This window comes from Halorubrum sp. Atlit-26R (assembly GCF_003666015.1).
Lineage (GTDB): Archaea > Halobacteriota > Halobacteria > Halobacteriales > Haloferacaceae > Halorubrum.
Genome location: NZ_QPLT01000024.1, coordinates 1 through 17,120, shown reverse-complemented (window position 1 = coordinate 17,120; position 17,120 = coordinate 1). Strand labels below are relative to the sequence as shown.

General features: G+C 69.2%; 19 protein-coding genes and 1 rRNA gene. 11 read left to right on the top strand and 9 right to left on the bottom strand.

Annotated elements, in window-relative coordinates; translation table 11 throughout:
* Positions 1-10: 10 nt before the first annotated feature.
* The gene (locus DVK07_RS17965) at positions 11-1,621 is read left to right on the top strand and encodes a DNA-directed DNA polymerase II small subunit (RefSeq protein ID WP_121598300.1); all 1,611 of its coding nucleotides are present in this window, start codon (positions 11-13) and stop codon (positions 1,619-1,621) included.
* 21 nt (positions 1,622-1,642) lie between these two features.
* Here DVK07_RS17965 and DVK07_RS17960 read toward each other — a convergent pair whose 3' ends face one another.
* The 4 genes from DVK07_RS17960 to DVK07_RS17945 all read right to left on the bottom strand — a co-directional run bounded on the left by DVK07_RS17960 (position 1,643) and on the right by DVK07_RS17945 (position 4,395).
* Positions 1,643-2,275, bottom strand: a complete 633-nt coding sequence (locus tag DVK07_RS17960; RefSeq protein WP_121598299.1) for a YigZ family protein — start codon at positions 2,273-2,275, stop codon at positions 1,643-1,645.
* The gene (locus tag DVK07_RS17955; RefSeq protein ID WP_199719588.1) at positions 2,272-2,754 is read right to left on the bottom strand and encodes a hypothetical protein; all 483 of its coding nucleotides are present in this window, start codon (positions 2,752-2,754) and stop codon (positions 2,272-2,274) included. Before DVK07_RS17955 ends, DVK07_RS17960 begins: the two co-directional genes overlap by 4 nt.
* Before the next feature lie 14 nt (positions 2,755-2,768).
* The gene (locus DVK07_RS17950; RefSeq protein WP_121598298.1) at positions 2,769-3,374 is read right to left on the bottom strand and encodes a hypothetical protein; all 606 of its coding nucleotides are present in this window, start codon (positions 3,372-3,374) and stop codon (positions 2,769-2,771) included.
* Positions 3,375-3,480: 106 nt separating this feature from the next.
* Positions 3,481-4,395, bottom strand: a complete 915-nt coding sequence (locus tag DVK07_RS17945) for an MBL fold metallo-hydrolase (RefSeq protein WP_121598297.1) — start codon at positions 4,393-4,395, stop codon at positions 3,481-3,483.
* 128 nt (positions 4,396-4,523) lie between these two features.
* Here DVK07_RS17945 and DVK07_RS17940 point away from each other — a divergent pair, with 128 nt between their 5' ends.
* Both DVK07_RS17940 and DVK07_RS17935 read left to right on the top strand, forming a co-directional pair.
* The gene (locus DVK07_RS17940) at positions 4,524-5,468 is read left to right on the top strand and encodes an NAD(P)H-binding protein (protein ID WP_121598296.1); all 945 of its coding nucleotides are present in this window, start codon (positions 4,524-4,526) and stop codon (positions 5,466-5,468) included.
* On the top strand, positions 5,465-6,133 hold the full coding sequence (locus tag DVK07_RS17935) for a hypothetical protein (RefSeq protein WP_121598316.1): 669 nt from the start codon (positions 5,465-5,467) through the stop codon (positions 6,131-6,133). Before DVK07_RS17940 ends, DVK07_RS17935 begins: the two co-directional genes overlap by 4 nt.
* A gap of 104 nt (positions 6,134-6,237) precedes the next feature.
* Here DVK07_RS17935 and DVK07_RS22765 read toward each other — a convergent pair whose 3' ends face one another.
* Positions 6,238-6,405 carry a DUF5786 family protein gene (locus DVK07_RS22765; protein WP_004599209.1) on the bottom strand — a complete coding sequence of 56 codons (168 nt, stop codon included), beginning with the start codon at positions 6,403-6,405 and terminating at the stop codon, positions 6,238-6,240.
* 125 nt (positions 6,406-6,530) lie between these two features.
* Between DVK07_RS22765 and DVK07_RS17930 the strand changes: the two genes are divergently transcribed.
* On the top strand, positions 6,531-7,580 hold the full coding sequence (locus DVK07_RS17930; protein ID WP_121598295.1) for a DUF5784 family protein: 1,050 nt from the start codon (positions 6,531-6,533) through the stop codon (positions 7,578-7,580).
* A 106-nt stretch (positions 7,581-7,686) separates the two neighbouring features.
* Here the strand turns inward: DVK07_RS17930 and DVK07_RS17925 are convergent, their stop codons facing one another.
* Positions 7,687-7,971 (bottom strand): DUF2795 domain-containing protein, encoded by a 285-nt coding sequence (locus tag DVK07_RS17925; protein ID WP_004599207.1) that lies wholly within the window; start codon positions 7,969-7,971, stop codon positions 7,687-7,689.
* 146 nt (positions 7,972-8,117) lie between these two features.
* On the opposite strand from DVK07_RS17925, the gene DVK07_RS17920 reads away from it, so the two are divergent.
* From DVK07_RS17920 to hemB, 3 genes are all read left to right on the top strand, one after another.
* On the top strand, positions 8,118-9,035 hold the full coding sequence (locus tag DVK07_RS17920) for a PHP domain-containing protein (RefSeq protein WP_121598294.1): 918 nt from the start codon (positions 8,118-8,120) through the stop codon (positions 9,033-9,035).
* 25 nt (positions 9,036-9,060) lie between these two features.
* Complete coding sequence (locus tag DVK07_RS23410) at positions 9,061-9,225, top strand: DUF6757 family protein (RefSeq protein WP_004599205.1); 165 nt, start codon at positions 9,061-9,063, stop codon at positions 9,223-9,225.
* Positions 9,226-9,311: 86 nt separating this feature from the next.
* The gene (hemB, locus tag DVK07_RS17915) at positions 9,312-10,292 is read left to right on the top strand and encodes a porphobilinogen synthase (protein WP_121598293.1); all 981 of its coding nucleotides are present in this window, start codon (positions 9,312-9,314) and stop codon (positions 10,290-10,292) included.
* Positions 10,293-10,647: 355 nt separating this feature from the next.
* Here hemB and DVK07_RS17905 read toward each other — a convergent pair whose 3' ends face one another.
* The gene (locus DVK07_RS17905; protein ID WP_121598291.1) at positions 10,648-10,890 is read right to left on the bottom strand and encodes a ferredoxin; all 243 of its coding nucleotides are present in this window, start codon (positions 10,888-10,890) and stop codon (positions 10,648-10,650) included.
* A gap of 418 nt (positions 10,891-11,308) precedes the next feature.
* Here DVK07_RS17905 and DVK07_RS17900 point away from each other — a divergent pair, with 418 nt between their 5' ends.
* Positions 11,309-11,563, top strand: a complete 255-nt coding sequence (locus DVK07_RS17900; protein ID WP_121598290.1) for a hypothetical protein — start codon at positions 11,309-11,311, stop codon at positions 11,561-11,563.
* 82 nt (positions 11,564-11,645) lie between these two features.
* A complete protein-coding gene (locus DVK07_RS17895) occupies positions 11,646-14,315 on the top strand; it encodes a valine--tRNA ligase (RefSeq protein ID WP_121598289.1) in 2,670 nt (889 codons plus the stop codon).
* Positions 14,316-14,345: 30 nt separating this feature from the next.
* Here the strand turns inward: DVK07_RS17895 and DVK07_RS17890 are convergent, their stop codons facing one another.
* On the bottom strand, positions 14,346-15,401 hold the full coding sequence (locus DVK07_RS17890) for a quinone-dependent dihydroorotate dehydrogenase (protein ID WP_121598288.1): 1,056 nt from the start codon (positions 15,399-15,401) through the stop codon (positions 14,346-14,348).
* 97 nt (positions 15,402-15,498) lie between these two features.
* Positions 15,499-15,702: a hypothetical protein gene (locus DVK07_RS17885; RefSeq protein WP_004599199.1), complete on the bottom strand. Its 204-nt coding sequence runs from the start codon at positions 15,700-15,702 to the stop codon at positions 15,499-15,501.
* A gap of 368 nt (positions 15,703-16,070) precedes the next feature.
* On the opposite strand from DVK07_RS17885, the gene DVK07_RS17880 reads away from it, so the two are divergent.
* Both DVK07_RS17880 and DVK07_RS17870 read left to right on the top strand, forming a co-directional pair.
* Entirely contained in the window at positions 16,071-16,400 is a 330-nt protein-coding gene (locus tag DVK07_RS17880) for a non-histone chromosomal MC1 family protein (protein ID WP_044965795.1), read from the top strand.
* Between the two features lie 523 nt (positions 16,401-16,923).
* A 16S ribosomal RNA gene (locus DVK07_RS17870) occupies positions 16,924-17,120 on the top strand; the annotation flags it as partial.

The window sequence follows — 17,120 nt, the reverse complement described above, 5'->3', positions numbered from 1 at the left end:
TTCGGATATCGTGCCGCTGGAGTCGAACGCCCGGATCGCGAAAGCCCTCGCCGAGCGCGGCTACAACGCCGAGCGCGAGGCGGTCACCCTGCTCGCGGGCGCGCCCGATCCCACCGCCGCCGTCGCGGCCGCCGTCGACCGCGCCCCCGACGACGCCCTCCGGATCACCGCCGACCACGTCCGCGAGGCGATCGGTGACACGGACAGATCCGCGGCCTCGCCCGACGAACCCGGACAATCTCCAGTCGAAACGAAGGGGTCGCCGGATCCGAGTTTGAGGGGGACCGAGACGGAGTCCGCGACCGCGGTCGACGGCTCCGACTCCTCGTCTACCGAGCCCGACCGGTCGCCCGGGCCCGATCACTCGTCAACCGAGCCCTCGTCTCCCGATTCTCATTCCTCCCGAGACCCCGACCTGCGCGACTTAGAGGTCGGCAACGACATGACCGGGCGCAGCACGGGGACGGGCGAGTACTCCGACTTCGTCACGACGTTCCGCGACCGCTACGAGCGCCTCTCCAAGATCCTCCGCGGGCGAGTCAACCACCGGCCCGCGGAGGCGATCGCGAACATACAGGGCGGCAGCGACGCCGCGATGATCGGCCTCGTCAACGACGTCCGCTCCACGAAATCGGGCCACTGGCTGATCGAGTTGGAGGACACCACCGGAACCTTCCCCGCGCTCGTGATGAAGGACAAGGGCCTCGCCGATGTCGTCGACGAGATCCTCTTAGACGAGTGCGTCGCGGTCGAGGGGACGCTCGCGGACGACGCCGGTATCCTCTTCGCGGACTCGCTCCACTTCCCGGACGTCCCCCGCACCCACCGCCCCGGCGGGGCCGACCGCCACGTCCAGGCCGCGCTGATCTCCGACGTCCACGTCGGCAGCGACGAGTTCATGGCCGACGCGTGGCACAGCTTCGCCGACTGGCTCCACACTCCCGAGGCCGACCCCGTGGAGTACCTCCTCCTCGCGGGCGACATGGTCGAGGGCGTCGGCGTCTACCCGGACCAGGACGAGGAGCTGGAGATCGTCGACATCTACGAGCAGTACGAGGCCTTCTCGGAACACCTCAAGGAGGTCCCCGCGGACACCGAGATCGTGATGATCCCGGGGAACCACGACGCGGTCCGCCTCGCCGAGCCGCAGCCCGGGTTCGACGACGAGATCCGGGAGATCATGGACGTCCACGACGCGCAGATCGTCTCGAACCCGGCGACGGTCTCCGTCGAGGGCGTCGAGGTGCTGATGTACCACGGCGTCTCGCTCGACGAGGTGATCGCGGAGCTGCCCGAGGAGAAGGCGAGCTACGACGAGCCCCACAAGGCGATGTATCAGCTGCTGAAGAAACGCCACGTCGCGCCGCAGTTCGGCGGTCACACCCGCGTCGCGCCGGAGGAGCGCGACTACCTCGTGATGGAGGACGTGCCCGACGTGTTCCACACCGGCCACGTCCACAAGCTCGGCTGGGGGAAGTACCACAACGTGCTCGCGGTCAACTCCGGCTGCTGGCAGGCCCAGACCGACTTCCAGAAGTCCGTCAACATCGACCCCGACGCCGGCTACGCGCCCATCCTCGACCTCGACACCCTCGACATGACGGTCCGGAAGTTCTCGTAGGCCGACCGCCGGAACCTCTCGCTACCGGTCGATCTCCACCCGCCCGCTCGTCGCGTCGTTGAGCCGCTCGCGGAGCGCCTCGACCTCCGCGACCGGCACCCGGAGGTCGAACCGAACTCGCTCGCCGTAGTCGGCGTCGAACTCGACGCCCGTCGACTCGATCACGCCCCGGACCGTCCCCGAGTCGTCGTACTCGGTCTCGACGACGAGGGTGCGGTGCGGCCGCTCCTCGACCACGCCGGCGGCGTCGACGCCCTCCTTCACCGCGCGCGAGTAGGCGCGCGCAAGCCCGCCGACCCCGAGGTTCGTCCCGCCGTAGTACCGCGTCACCACCGCCGCGACGTTCCGGATCTCGCGCTGCTGGAGGACGTTCAGCGCCGGCTTCCCGGCGGAGCCGGTCGGCTCCCCGTCGTCCGACGAGTACTCCCTGAGCATCGGCTCCGATCCCGGCGTGCGCGCCGACGGCTCGCCCGCGGGCACCCGGTACGCGGGCACGTTGTGGGTCGCGTCGGCGTACTCCTCGCGGACCTCCGCGACGAACGACTCCGCCGCCTCGACCGTGTCGACGGGGGCGACGTGCCCGAGGAACTCCGACCCCTGGACCTCGAACCGCGCGGTCGCGCGCTCGGCGACCGTCAGGTACGCGTCGGTCACAACGGTCCCTCCTCCCCCTCGCCGTCTTCCTTCCCCTCGGCCGGTTCCTCCTCCCGCCGGCGCTCGACGACGACGCTCGTCGGCGGGGCGAGCCGGTACAGCGCGAGGAAGGCGCCGATCCCGACGACCTCGACGATGGCCGCCACGACCGCCAGCGGCTCCGCCGCGAGCGCCGCGGCCGCGTCCGTCCCGTGCCACGCGAGAAACCCGCCGAGGAACGCCCCGAGCGTCCCCGCGCCGAGCGCGTACAGCCGCCGGTACTCCCCGCCCCGGAACGTCGCGACGGCGACCGCGGCCGCGAGCGCGCTCCCGGCGAGGAAGAAGTACGGGCGCGCGTCCGGCGGGGATCCGAGCCGCGGCCACGCCCACAGCAGGTGGACCGCCGCGGCGACGGCTGTCGTCTGGACGGCGACGCCGCGGAGCAGACGCTTCTTCGGGGTGTTCCGCCCGGCAATATCCGCGTCCGAGCCGTCGTTCATGTCGTCACCCGCGCTCACTCCCACGGGTGGTTCCCGGGCGCGTCGGGCCACAGCGGGTACCAGTACGACTCGTCGTCCTCTAAGCCGAGCTCGCCGTCGAGGACGGACTGGAGCTTGAACTCGACCCGCTGGTTCCGGTCGCTCGTCCCCCGCGGCGCGAACGGGTAGTAGGCGCCGCGGCGGAACGAGTAGATCCAGTAGACCGGGCCGTCGTCGTTCTCGAAGCCGAAGACGGCCGCGAGCAGCCGCGAGCCGAACCCCTCCTCGATGAACTGGTCGGCCGCGAAGTGGGCGCTCGTCACCAGGTCCTCGGGGTCGTCGTCCTCCAAGACGAACCACTGGTAGCCGTGGTCGTCCTCGTGCCGATGGAAGCCGGTGCCGGTGTCTATCTCGCCGGCCTCCAAGATGGCCTCGACGGTCTCGACCGCCTCGTCGAAGCGGGTGCTGTCCATCCCGGAGAAGCAGAGCGCGGCCTCCCCGCAGTGGTCGTAGCGGAGGTCCGCCTCCATCGTCATGTACGCGGTCGACATCCCGAAGAGGTCCTCGGGGTCCGCCTCGCGGGTCGCGTCGGTCTCGGCGCTCGTCCCGAGCACGGCCCGGATCGTGTCGAAGATGCCCATCTGCCCCGGCCTACGGGCGGCGGGGTTTAGGGCGTTTCTCTCGCCGGCCCCGGGTCCCTATCGCGCCTCGCCGGCGAGTCACGTCCCGTCGAGTCTCCTCGCCGAGTCACGCCTCGTCGTCGACGCGGTCGAGATACGTCAACACGCCGCGCGCGTTCAGGCTCGTGTTCGCTCTGGCGCGCTCCGGGTTCCAGTAGTCGATGTCGCGGCTCGCCGCCTCGAAGTGGTCGACGACCGCCTCGTCGTCGTCGAGCTCGTCGCGCTTCTGCCGGACGCGCTCGACCCACTCGACGTACGCGCGCTTCGCCTCGCCGAGCAGGTCCGCGTCGCAGTCGCGCGGGCCGAAGTGGCCGAAACAGAGCGTTTCGGGGTCGATGTCCTCGATCAGCCGGATGTCGTCGAGACACTGCTCGAAGTCGAACTGCGGCGGCGGCGACGTCGGGGTCACCGCGTCGATCTCGGGGACGTAGATGCCGGCGGCGTCGGCGGCGAACACGACGTCCGCCTCGGGGTCGTGGTACACCGCGTGGTGGGGCGCGTGGCCGGGCGCCTCGCGGACGACCAGCTCGCGGTCGCCGAGGTCGATCCGGTCGCCCTCGGCGACGCCCTCGATCCGGTCGTCCGGGACCGGCTTCGGCTCCGCGTAGTACTGCCACTGCTCCTCGACCGCCGACTTGGTGCCGGCGACGAGCGCCTCCGGGTCGACGAGGTGGCGGACGCCTTTTTCAGGCACCCGGACCTCGGCGTTCGGGTAGCGCTCCGCGAGGTAGCCGGCCCCCCCGGCGTGGTCGAGGTGGGCGTGGGTCGGGAGGACCCACGCGAGCTCCTCGCGGCCGATCCCGATCGCCTCGATCGTCTCGAACAGGGCCTCCCGGTTCGCCCCCGTCCCGGTGTCTATCACGATCGGTCGCTCGGCGTCGTACACGTAGACGGCGCCGTACTCGTCGGTGTCGAACATCCCGGTGTCGTGGACGTACAGGTCCTCGACGCCGCGGACCGGTTCGAACTCGCCAGCGCGCATACCGGACGAGGAACCCGGGGGCACTTCTAGCGATCGGTCTGCGCCCCCGGCGCTCGCGGCGACCTCGGGGCCCGGAGAGGTCGGCCGCGCGGGCCGAGGCTTATGGTCGCGCCGCCCGAGGGGACGGTATGCGAGTGCTCGTCACCGGTGCGACCGGGTTCGTCGGGAGCCGACTCGTCCCGACGCTGCGCGCGCGCGGCCACGACGTGGTCGCGCTCGTCCGCGACGCCGACGGCTACGACGCGCCCGAGGGCGTGGCCGTCGTCGAGGGCGACCTCCTGGAGCCGGAGACGCTCCCGCCCGCGTTCGAACTCGACGGCGAGGCGGTCGACGCCGCGTACTACCTCGTCCACTCGATGGACGGCGGCCCGGGGTACGAGGAGCGCGACCGGAACTGCGCGACCAACTTCGCCGCGGCCGCGTCCGACGCGGGGGTCGACCGGATCGTCTACCTCGGCGGGCTCGGCGAGGACCGCGAGGAGCTCTCCGAGCACCTCCGGTCCCGGCGCGAGGTCGAGCGGATCCTCGCCGATGGCGACCCGGCGCTCACGACGCTCCGGGCCGCGATCATCATCGGCGCCGGGAGCGCCAGCTTCGAGGTGGTCGCCGGGCTCGCCCGGCGGCTCCCGGTGATGGTCACGCCGAAGTGGGTCGACACGCTGTGCCAGCCGATCGCGATAGCCGACGTGGTCGCGTACCTCGCGGGCGTCCTCGATGTCCCCGAGACCGCGGGCGAGACGTTCGAGATCGGGGGGCCGGAGGTGTTGACCTACGGGGAGATCCTGCGGCGGACCAGGCGGCAGCTCGGGGGCGGGCTCCGGATCGTCAGGGTGCCGGTGCTGAGCCCGGAGCTGTCGGCCCGGTGGCTCAGGCTCGTTACCGACGTGAACCCCTACCTCGCCCGGTCGCTGGTCGAGGGGCTCCGGAACACCGTGATCGTCGAGGACGACCGCATCCGCGACCTCGTCCCGGTCGAGCGAACCCCGTTCGAGCTCGCGGTCGCGCGCGCCCTGACCGACTCGCCGAACGCGCAGCGCCCGTGGCTGACGACGCTCCGGGGGCTCCGGTCGTGAGCCGCGAGTACGGCGAGACGTGGGTGTACGAGAGCCTCGTCGGGGGGATCCCCGGGTTAGGGATCTCGCGGACGCTGGCGGTCGCGCTCCAGTTCGCGATCTTCGAGGTCGGCGTGGTCGCGCTCGGCTGGTACTACGGGGTCTGGAACGCCGTGGTCGCCGGGACGGTCGCGGTCGTCGTCGCCGCGGTCGGCAGCGTCGAGATGCACCGGTTGGGCGCGAAGAACCGGCTGCTCGGGACCCCGCCGGAACACAAGCGGCTGCTGTTCGGGTCGAGCATCGAAATCGTGTTGGGCGTGTTAGCGTTCATCGCCCTCGTGACGTACCTGTTCGCGTGGGAGAACACCCTCCTCGACCGGCTCTTCGGTCCGCAGCCGCCGATCCCCGTCGTCTACCTCACGCTGCTCGTCCTCTGGGACCTCACCTACCGCATCGGCACCTCTTGGTGGAGCGCCGTCGTCGCGCTGTGGCGCGCGGTCCACGTCGACCTCCCGCCCGACGAGCGGGCGACCGTCCGCCGGCTCGACGCCGAGAACATCGGCTTCTCCGCGGTCCAACTGGCGCTCGTGCCGTTCCTGCTCACGGAACCCGTGCTGCTCGGCGCGGTGGTCGGTCACGTCCTCGCGGTCGCGGTCGTCTGTACGGCGGCGATCCTACTCACCTGATCTCTCGGTTCCGGTCGGCCCGTCGCACCCCGCTGTCGCGACCGTTACCCGTCGCTACCGGCGTCGAGAATGGAATTAGAAGGCGCGGCGTCGCCGCGGCCGCGTCACTTGCCCTGAAGCTCTTCGAACTTGTCGAGGAGTGCCTCCGTGGAGTCGCCCGAGTCGTAGGTCAGCGATCCGGAGTACTCGGGGCGCTCCGCGTCGAAGTCGGCGTCGACTTCGCTGGTCTTCTTCTCCCGACGCTCGTGTTCGGCCTCGTCATAGGCACCCATTGACATGGTACGTCAACACTTGGCCGTTTCCTGTTATATACCTGTCGGCAAAGGTATCATAAACCGTGAACGATCGGGTCGGTCCACCGGAATCGATTAACCCCGCGGCGTGATACCGAACGCCCGTGGCACAACCGCTCCGCTTCAGGCGCTCGCCCGGCCGGTGGACCGCGGACCGCGTCCGGTCGCAGATCGGTCGCCCCCTCGACGAGAACCTCGGAGCGACCGCCGGCGACCCGTGGTTCGCGCCGCCGCCGGCGTACGAGGCGCGCCGGTTCGACATGGACGACGGGTCGTTCGCGCTGTTCTGCTGGACGGACGACGACGCGGACCCCCCGGTCGGCGCCGACGGCGGGCCGGTCGGGTACTGGCTCGGTAACACCGAGACGCCGAGCGAGCTCTGGCGGACGGACAAGTACGGGTTCGACGAGGCGCCGTACCCGGTCTCGCGGTGGGCGCAGCGCGAGCTGCTCGCCGGGCTCCACGACGACGAGCCGTGGCTGGCGGAGTACCCGCACGTCTCGTGGTTCTTCCTACCCGTCTTCTGCTCGAAGGACGGCGCGGAGACGAGCCGGGCGTTCTTCCGCGACCACGCCGCCGGGTTCCCGGACGCGACCCGCGAGGACGGCACCGGGTTCGTCGAGGAGACGCTGCGGCCGGGGACGCTCGACGAGTACCGCGAGGTCATGGCCGGGAAGCTCGGGACCTCCGCCTCGCGGGACCTCGTCCGGATGAGCGCGGCGATAGCCGAGTTCACCGCGGCCCGGATACTCACGGACGCGGGGTACGAGGTCACGCCGGAGATCGAGGTGACGACGGGCCACTCGCTCGACTTCCGCGCGACGGACCCGGAGACCGGCGCCGGCCACCTCGTCGAGGTGACGCGCCCGCAGCCGACCGCCGGGCGCTCCGCGAACGACCCCGTCGCGGCCGTCCGCGACACCGCCGAGACGAAGACGAGCGGCCAGCTCTCGGCTCACGCCGGCGGCGTCACGCTGTTCGTCGACTGCTCGTCGTTCCCCGCCGACGAGTGGGCCGCCGTGCGCGAGGCGGAACCCGCGGTCCGACACAAGCCCGCGGTCGTCTACCGCGCCGAGCCCGACGGCTCGATCGAGGGGTATCGGAAGGGGTCGGTCCCGCTCGACCTCTCCGGGGTCGTCGACGGCGTCTCGTAGCGGCGTCGCTCTGCGGTGACGTAGCCGCTCTCGGTTTGGCCGGATCGGCGGCTCTCCGCGGTCGGGTTTCGAAAGAAAGGGTACGGATTCCGTGCGATTCGGCGCGTCAGAACGAGACCGGCGAGGGCCCCTCTTCCGCGTCGGTGGTCGGGTCGCGGTCCGAGTAGAACCGGCGACCGACGCCGCGGTGGCAGACGCCGGCCCGGAGCGTGGTGAACACGTCCTCCGGATTCTCGAACGTCTGGTCGCCGAACCGCTCTAAGACGTCGCCGAGCCGCTCGGACCCGTTCGCGAGCTCTACGGTCGCGTTGCCGTGAGCCGCGATGATCTCCTCAGAGGTGGTCGGGTACTGGTGCCGTTCGAGTCGGTCGTCGACGCCGTTCAAGCGCATCAACAGATGGAAACCGCCGATGGTTCTTAATGATTGTCCATGTACGACCTTAGTCGGAGGGGATACCTTATATCGCCTTATATTCGTGTCTCCCGGCCGCGTCTCGGACCGCCGTCGCTTAGTGTCGGGCGGGGCTATTCGCCCCCATGCCCGCCGATTCCGCCGAATCTTCTGATTCCGCCGTCACCGACGATTCCCCCGACTCCAGCGATCCCGTCGTCGCCGACCTCCACGCGCACACGACCGTCTCTGACGGGACCTTGACCCTCGACGAGGTGCCCGCGGCCGCCCGCGAGGCCGGCGTCGACTGGGTCGCGATCACCGACCACGACCGGATCCACCCGGGGCTCGACGCGCCGGTCGTCGAGCGCGACGGGATCCGGGTGGTCCGTGGGATAGAGCTCCGGGTCGACGCCGGCTTCGAGCGCCTCGACCTCCTCGGCTACGGCGTCGAGCACACCGACGCGCTCGACGCGGAGATCGACCGGCTCCAGCGCGACCGCCGCGAGCGCGGCGCCGCCATCCTCGACGCGGTCGAGGAGCGGCTGGGCGTCGAGCTCGACGTCGAACCTCGCGCCGGGCTCGGGCGCCCGCACATCGCGCGGGCAATCGACGAGTCCGACGCGCCCTACGACTACGCCGGGGCGTTCGACGAGCTGATCGGAAACGACGGCCCCTGCTACGTCGCGCGCGACGTGACGCCGCTCGACGAGGGGCTCGACCTGCTCGCCGACGCCTGCGCGCTCGTCGGGCTCGCGCACCCGTTCCGGTACGGGGACGTCGACGAGGCGCTCGACGTCGCGCGCGAGTCGGCCGCGATCGACGCGGTCGAGCGCTTCTACCCGTACGGTCGCGCCGTCGACGACGCGCGGATCGACCGTCTCGCCGCCGAGAGCGACCTGCTCAGGACGGGCGGGACGGACGCCCACGAGCGGACGCTCGGCGTCGCCGGGCTGACGGCGTCGGTGTTCGAGCCGGTCCGCGAGCGGCTGCCCGAGCCGGTTTCTGTCGGGGAGTTCGCGGCCGGGGACTCCCCCGGCGCGGCGCCCGACGAACAACATTAAGCCCGCGCCGGACGGAGTGGGGCGTATGCGGTGTCACTACTGCGACCGGGAGGCCACGTACGAGGCGGAGCAGGGCGGCGTGGTCGTCGGGCTCTGCGAGTCCCACTTCAAACAGCGCGTCGAGGAGCTCGCGGAGTCGGACGAGCTCGCGGAGCTCCGCGACCGGATCGACATCGAGTCCTCGGAGTAGCCGGTTCGGCCGACTCCTCCCTCCGCCGGGCGAGCCAGTCGGTGCGAGACGAACGCTAAAAGGCCGCGCGGGACCAACCGGTCGACATGGACCTCACGGACCGGCCACGCCGCCTCCGGACCGACGGCGTTCGCCCGCTCGTCGCCGAGACCGACCTCTCGGCGTCGGACCTCGTCGCGCCCGTCTTCGTCGACGCGACGACCGACGAACGTGTGCCGATCGAGACGATGCCCGGCCACGAGCGCGTCCCGGTCGACGAGGCGGTCGACCGCGTCGCCGAGATCCGCGAGACCGGCGTCGAGGCCGTCATCCTCTTCGGCGTCCCCGAGTCGAAGGACGCCTCCGGGAGCCGGGCGTACGCCGACGACGGCGTCGTCCAGCGCGCGACCCGGCGGATTACAGCCGAGACCGACGTCACCGTGATCGGCGACGTCTGCCTCTGCGAGTACACCGACCACGGCCACTGCGGCGTCATCGAGGAGACGGCCGAGTCGGACCCGACGCTCACGGTCAAGAACGACGAGACGCTCGACCTGCTCGCGCGGACCGCCGTCTCGCAGGCCGACGCGGGTGCTGACGTGGTCGCTCCCTCCGCGATGACCGACGGACAGGTGCGGGCGATCCGCGAGGCGCTCGACGACGCCGGCCACGAGGAGGTCGCCATTCTGAGCTACGCCGCGAAGTACGAGTCCGCCTTCTACGGCCCGTTTCGCGACGCGGCCGACGGCGCGCCCGCGTTCGGCGACCGGCGGCACTACCAGATGGACCCCGCCAACCGCCGCGAGGCGCTCCGGGAGGCCCGGCTCGACGCCGAGCAAGGGGCCGACGTGCTGATGGTGAAGCCCGGCCTGCCGTACCTCGATATCGTTGGAGACCTCCGGCGGGAGTTCGACCGGCCGATCGCCGCGTACAACGTTTCCGGCGAGTACGCGATGCTCCACGCCGCCGCGGAGAAGGGGTGGCTCGACCTCGAGGCGACCGCGCTGGAGTCGCTCACCGCGCTCAAGCGCGCGGGCGCGGACCTCATCGTCACGTACTTCGCCGAGGACGTCGCCGATAACTTATAAATAGAATCGGCCGGGAGTCGACGTGCTAGGTGAGTCATCCACCACGGCGCGCGCCTCCGAGCGCCCGGAGGGCGTGAGGAGCGCGTGCGAGGGACGCGGCGACCGGAGCGAAGCGGAGGGAGCCGCGAGGCTGGGGAGGTGTGAGGCTGCGGTTGCGGTGCGGTCAGGGCGGGAATCGAAGGGGCGGCCGAGAGGCGGGCGCAGGCGACGTAAGCACCGCAGCGAGTGAGCGGAGCGAACGAGCGAGGAGCGCAACGAGCGTGCGCCCGCCTCTCGGCCGGGGCTTCGGTGGCGTTCGCACGCATCGGTGTATCGGCTTCAGTTTATAAACAGCCACCCGTTCGTCCGGAATCGTTCATACCACCTGTTCGCCGTCGTCGTCGTACACTTCGATGGCGTCGACGGGGCACGAGCGCGCCGCGAACTTCGCATCGAACTCCTCGCTGTCGGGCACCTCGACGACGAACAGGTCGTCTTCCTCCTCCTCGCTCCCTTTTAAATCGGCTTTCCCGTCGTTCAGGTTCTTCTCGAAGGTGTCCCACTCGGCGACGCACTGGTACATCCCGACGCAGGTGTCGCGATCGAACTCGACGTACATGACCACCGGTTCGGCGAGCCGATACAAAGCCGTGGCGACGAGAGGTGTGGGGCTCTGAAAGGGATCGGCGGTGACTTCCTCCAAAGCCCCAGTCGCGAGGCCGCCGTACGCTCGTTGCGCTCCTCGTTCGTTCGCTCCGCTCACTCACTGCGGTGCTTACATCGCCTACGGCGGCCTCGCGACTGCCCCTTTGAGTCCCACCCGCCCCGCACCGCGACCGCACCTCTTACCTCCCCAGCCTCGTCAGTCGCCTCCGCTTCGCTCCGGCGACTGACTCCCTCGCGCGTGCGACTCACGCCCTATCGGGCGTTCGTCGGCACGCGCCAACCGCATCAGCATTCAAATCGCTCCTTGCTGTCCTGTGTTTTCTCGGATCTCGACCGCCCTTTTTAAATCTCGCAGGGACCGATCCCCGCCCATGCCCACCGTCTGGCTCGTCGACCGGCAGTTCGACTCGAAGGGGCTCGTCCGGCTCACCTACGCCACAGAGGACGGCGAGCGCGTCCACACGAAGGAGCTGGCCGAACAGCGGCTCGTCACGGGCGACGGGATCACCGCCGGCCGCGAGGTCGACAAAAGCGCGCTGGGCGAGAGCCCGGCGGACGAGGTCGAGCGGTTCGCGTCCGAGGCGTCGAAGATGGCGGCCGAACACGACCTCGACGATAAGGTCTAACGGCCGCTGACCGCGCCCGCGCACCCCGTCGCCCCACACAACCGAGTCCGTTAAGGGGGAACCGGCGGAACGTGTGACCGAAATGCCCAGTGGTGAGTACGACCCCGACGCCGTCGAGCCGCGCTGGCAGCGGCGCTGGGTCGACGAGGAGACGTACGCCTACTCCGCCGACGACCCGGTCGACCCGAACACCGTCTTCTCCATCGACACGCCCCCGCCGACGGTATCGGGGAGCCTCCACATGGGCCACCTGTACGGGTTCACCCTCCAGGACTTCGTCGCGCGCTTCGAGCGCATGAACGGCGGGGAGACGTTCTTCCCGTTCGGCTACGACGACAACGGGATCGCCTCCGAGCGCCTGACGGAGGACGAGCTCGACATCCGCCACCAAGAGTTCGAGCGCCGCGAGTTCCAGCGGAAGTGCCGGGAGGTCTGCGCGAACTACGAGGAGCAGTTCACCGAGAACGTCCAGTCGCTCGGGGTGTCCGTCGACTGGGACCATACGTACCAGACGATCGAGCCCCGCGTCCAGCGCGTCTCCCAGCTCTCCTTCGTCGACCTCTACGACCAGGGCCGCGAGTACCGCGAGAAGGCGCCCGCGATCTGGTGTCCCGAGTGCGAGACCGCCATCTCGCAGGTCGAGACCGAGGACGACGAGCAGGCCAGCCACTTCAACGACATCGCGTTCCGGGTCGTCGGGGTCGACACCGACGGCGACGGCGCCGATGACGCCGAGGAGTTCGTCATCTCGACGACCCGCCCCGAACTCCTCCCGGCCTGCGTCGCCGTGTTCGTCCACCCCGAGGACGACGAGAACCAGCATCTCGTCGGCGAGTCCGCCGAGGTCCCGCTGTTCGGCCACGAGGTGCCGATCATCGCCGACGAGCGCGTCGACAGGGAGACCGGCTCCGGGGTCGTGATGTGCTGTACGTTCGGCGACCAGAACGACATCGAGTGGTACCAGGTCCACGACCTCGACCTCCGGGTCGCCATCGACGAGTCCGGCCACATGACCGACGTCGCCGAGGGGTACGAGGGGCTCCACGCCGACGAGGCCGGCGAGGCCATCGTCGAGGACCTCGACGAGGCGGGCGCCCTGCTCGACCGCCGCGACATCACCCACACCGTCAACGTCCACGAGCGCTGCGGGACGAGCGTCGAGTTCCTCGTCACCGAGCAGTGGTACATCGAGATGCTCGACAAGACGGACGAGTACCTCGAGATCGGCCGGGAGATGGAGTGGTCGCCCGAGAAGATGTTCACCCGGTACGAGCACTGGGTCGAGGGGCTCCAGTGGGACTGGCTCATCTCCCGCCAGCGCTCCTCGGGCATCCCGTTCCCGGTGTGGTACTGCGAGGACTGCGGCGAGGAGGTCATCGCGGAGAAGGCCGACCTCCCCGTCGATCCGCTCTCGGACGACCCGCCGGTCGACGCGTGCCCCGAGTGCGGGCACGGCGAGTTCGAGCCGGAGGACGACGTGCTCGACACGTGGGCCACCTCCAGCCTCACGCCGCTCATCAACGCCGGCTGGGACTGGGACGAGGAGGCCGAGGAGTTTACCATGGAGCATCCGGAGCTGTACCAGTTCGACCTCCGGCCGCAGGGCCACGACATCATCAGCTTCTGGCTGTTCCACACCCTCGTCAAGTGCTACGAGCACACCGACGAGGTCCCGTTCGAGGAGACGATGATCAACGGGCACGTCCTCGACGAGAACCGCGAGAAGATGTCGAAGTCGGTCGGCAACGTCGTCGAGCCCGAGGCCGTGTTGGAGGAGTTCCCGGTCGACGCCACGCGCTACTGGGCGGCCGGCACCGCCGTCGGCGACGACTTCCCGTTCAAGGAGAAGGACCTCCGCGCGGGCGAGAAGCTGATCCGGAAGCTGTGGAACGCCTCGAAGCTCGTCGAGTCGCTCGCGCCGGAGCCGTTCCCGGCCGAGCCCGACGGCGGGCTCCGCGAGCTCGACCGCTGGCTGCTCGCCGAGCTCGACGCCGAGGTCGAGCGGCTCACCGAGCTGCTCGACGACCGCGCGTTCTCGAAGGCCCGGGACGAGCTCCGGAGCTTCTTCTGGAACACGTTCTGCGACGACTACCTCGAGATCGCCAAACAGCGCGAGGACGACGCGGCCGCGTACACCCTTCGGACCGCGCACCGCCGGTTCCTGAAGCTGTTCGCGCCCCTCCTCGCGCACGTCACCGAGGAGCTGTGGCACGACATGTACGCCGGCGACGCGGCGGCGGCCGGGCTCGCGGACGGCGCGAGCGACTCGGTTCACCTCACCGACTGGCCCGAGCCGCTGGGGATCGAGGCCGACCGTGCCGCCGGGACCGCCGCGACGGCCGTCGTGGGCGCGCTCCGGAAGTACAAGAGCGAGAACCAGCTCCCGCTCACCGCGACGCTCGACGCGGTGGAGGTGTACGCCGACGTGCGTGGCTTCGAGGACGACATCACCGGCGTGATGCACGTCGACGACCTGACGGTCCACCCCGACGGCGACGCGCCCGTCGAGACGGTGATCACGGGCATCGACCTCGACTACGCCACCGTCGGGCCGAAGTACGGCGACCAGGTCGGCGACATCGAGGCCGCGCTGGCGCAGGAGGAGTACGAGATCGACGGCGACGAGCTTCACGTCGCGGGCGTCACGCTCGTCGACGACGAGTTCGCGGTCGAAGAGGAGCGGCAGTACCAGGGCGAGGGCGAGCTGCTTCAGGCGGACGACGTCGTCGTCATCGTCCGCAACGACGCGTAGCCCGCTCTCTCATTTCGATTCCCGACTCGGTCACAGGTCCGCGCCGACGGCCTCGTTGACCGAGTCGAACCCGTCCCGTTCGAGCAGTTCGACGAGTCCCTCGTTGATGTCGCGCGCGAGTCCCGGCCCCTCGTAGACGAGCCCGGTGTACAGCTGGACCAGCGAGGCGCCCGCACGTATCTTCTCGTAGGCGCCCGCGGCGTCGGAGATTCCCCCGACACCGATCACCGGGACGTCGGTGCGCTCCGCGACGAACCGCACCCGATCCGTCGCGAGCGACTCGATCGGCTTCCCCGAGAGGCCGCCGCGTTCGGCCCGGTTGTGGCTCCGCAGCGAGTCCGGTCGGGAGGTCGTCGTGTTGGTCGCGATGACGCCGTCGAGGCCGAGGTCGTCGACGACGCCGAGCGCGTCTTCGACCGCCGGCTCCGGGAGGTCCGGCGAGAGCTTCACGAGCAGCGGGTCGGCGCCGGCATCGTCGAGCGTCCCGAGGATGCGCTCCAAGGCGTCGCGGTTCTGGAGCTCGCGGAGTCCGGGCGTGTTCGGGCTGGAGACGTTGACGACGAAGTAGTCGCCCGCGTCCGCGACGCGCTCGTACGTGTACAGGTAGTCGTCGGGGGCCTCGCTCAGGGGCGTCGACTTCGATTTCCCGATGTTGATCCCGATCGGCACGTCCGGGAGCGGGTCGCGGTCGAGTCGTTCGCCCACCCGGTCGGCGCCCTCGTTGTTGAACCCCATCCGGTTGACGAGCGCCTCGTCCTCTTTCAGCCGGAACAGTCGCGGGCGCGGGTTTCCGGGCTGTTGCTCCGCGGTGACCCCGCCGACCTCGACGTGTCCGAACCCGAGCGACGCCAGCGCCCGCGGGACGTGCGCGTTCTTGTCGAACCCGGCGGCGACACCCACGAGGTTCGGGAACGTCGACCCGAACAGATCGACCGCGAGCCGCTCGTCGTCGATCGCGTACCGCTCGGCGAGCGCGTCGGCGACCGGGGTCCCCTGAACGCCGCCGAGCAGCCGGTGGATCAGTCCGTGTGCGGTCTCCGGCGGCAGCCGGAACAGTGCTGGCTTCAACAGGTCGTACGCGCCCATCGTCTGGTTCTCGTCACGAGCGACAATCAATCCGCCGACCGCGGCCCGTATCGCGGTCGCTCGGGGGCGTAACTGCGTCGAACTTCCGCGGTCCGCGTCAGAAGTCGTGTTCGAGCTGCTCCGGGTTGGCGTCCGCCTTCTGGATGATTATTTTCCCGTCTCGGACCCGGACGAACACCTCGTCGCCGATCTCCATGCCGGCGACGGCGAGCTCGTCCTCGTGGAGGTTCACGTGGACGTTGTGGTACTCCCCGTCGTCGTCCTTGGCGCCACTGGGGCTGAGCTTCTTTTTGCGGACCATCGCGGGTGTGCTTGTCGCCCTTCGCCATAGCAGACACATAAGTGTTGTTTACGCGTACTCCCCCGCCGGTGAATCGCGCGTGCGCACGGCGCGACCAACAGAGCCGATCCGCGGGCGTGAACGGCCTCGGGAGGCGGGACCGATTCGTCCGCGATCCGCGGCCGAAATCGCCGTGCGAACCCCGAACCGGCGTGTCGCGCGCGCTGAACCCTCCGCAAATCGCCGCAGATTGACCGTTTCGCTCCCGTTTTGATGCCCCAAATCGCCAGCCGCCGCCGAGGCAATATATAAAAATTGTGGCGCACAGCTTTCATTTCCCCGATATATTTATTACACACTGTGTGCTGGTGTCACACGGAGGCAAAACCATGGTACGTGAAGACGGTAAGCGAAACTTTGCCCTGCGAGAGGAAGACGGATCGGAACCGAGCGAGTTCTCGGGCAACATGCCGCGTCAGGCGGCGCTCAAAGCGGCTCGAACGCTCGAGCCGGCACCCTCCGAGGAAGAGGCGGAGCGAACGACGCTTCGTCTCCGGGAGAAGGGGACCCAGAAGGTCCACGAGTACGAGGGATGGGCCTGGAAGGACGGCGCTCCCGAGGTCGACGACGCGGACGACGACTTCTGGCTCAACGACCTCGACGACATCACCAAGGCCAACGTCTCGAAGCAGGGCATCGAGTACCTCGACGACGAGTAACCCTCGGGCCGCCGGTTCCGATCTCTCGTTTTCGCCATCGACCGGCCGGAACGCCTCGGAGTTGATCACCCTGTCGCGACAGAGATACCGTCCCGGGTAGGCTCGCCTCCGTCTCGACTCGATCCGGTCAGTTGGCCCGCTTCTCTCGGCATGAAATCGCATGACGTGGCGCCGGTAGTTCGACGGGGTTAAGTACAACCCGGGCATTCGAAGAAATGCGAAGAACGCATCGCGGACTCGGGCCGTTCAACTCGGCCCGGTTTCGCTGGACCCGTACCGTTCCGATGGGTTTATGACCCGTCGTCCGGTACGTTCAGGTCCGCGAAGGATGAGGATCACGCCCCCTGCGCTCCGGCGTAAGCGGTGATCTGATGTGAGCCGTGGTCGTTCGGTGTCATCCAAGCCGTTGGATGGGCCGGACACCACACAGACCAATGCAATGGTGTGTCAACTCTCGGCTTCAACCGAGATTGACACCCGCCAACACCCCCTTCAGGTCGGGAATCAGGCCTGAAGGATATTCATTCCGGTTGATCCTGCCGGAGGCCATTGCTATTGGGATCCGATTTAGCCATGCTAGTCGCACGAGTTCGGACTCGTGGCGAATAGCTCAGTAACACGTGGCCAAACTACCCTTCGGAACACAATACCCTCGGGAAACTGAGGCTAATAGTGTATACCACATCACCACTGGAATGAGTGATGTGCCAAACGCTCCGG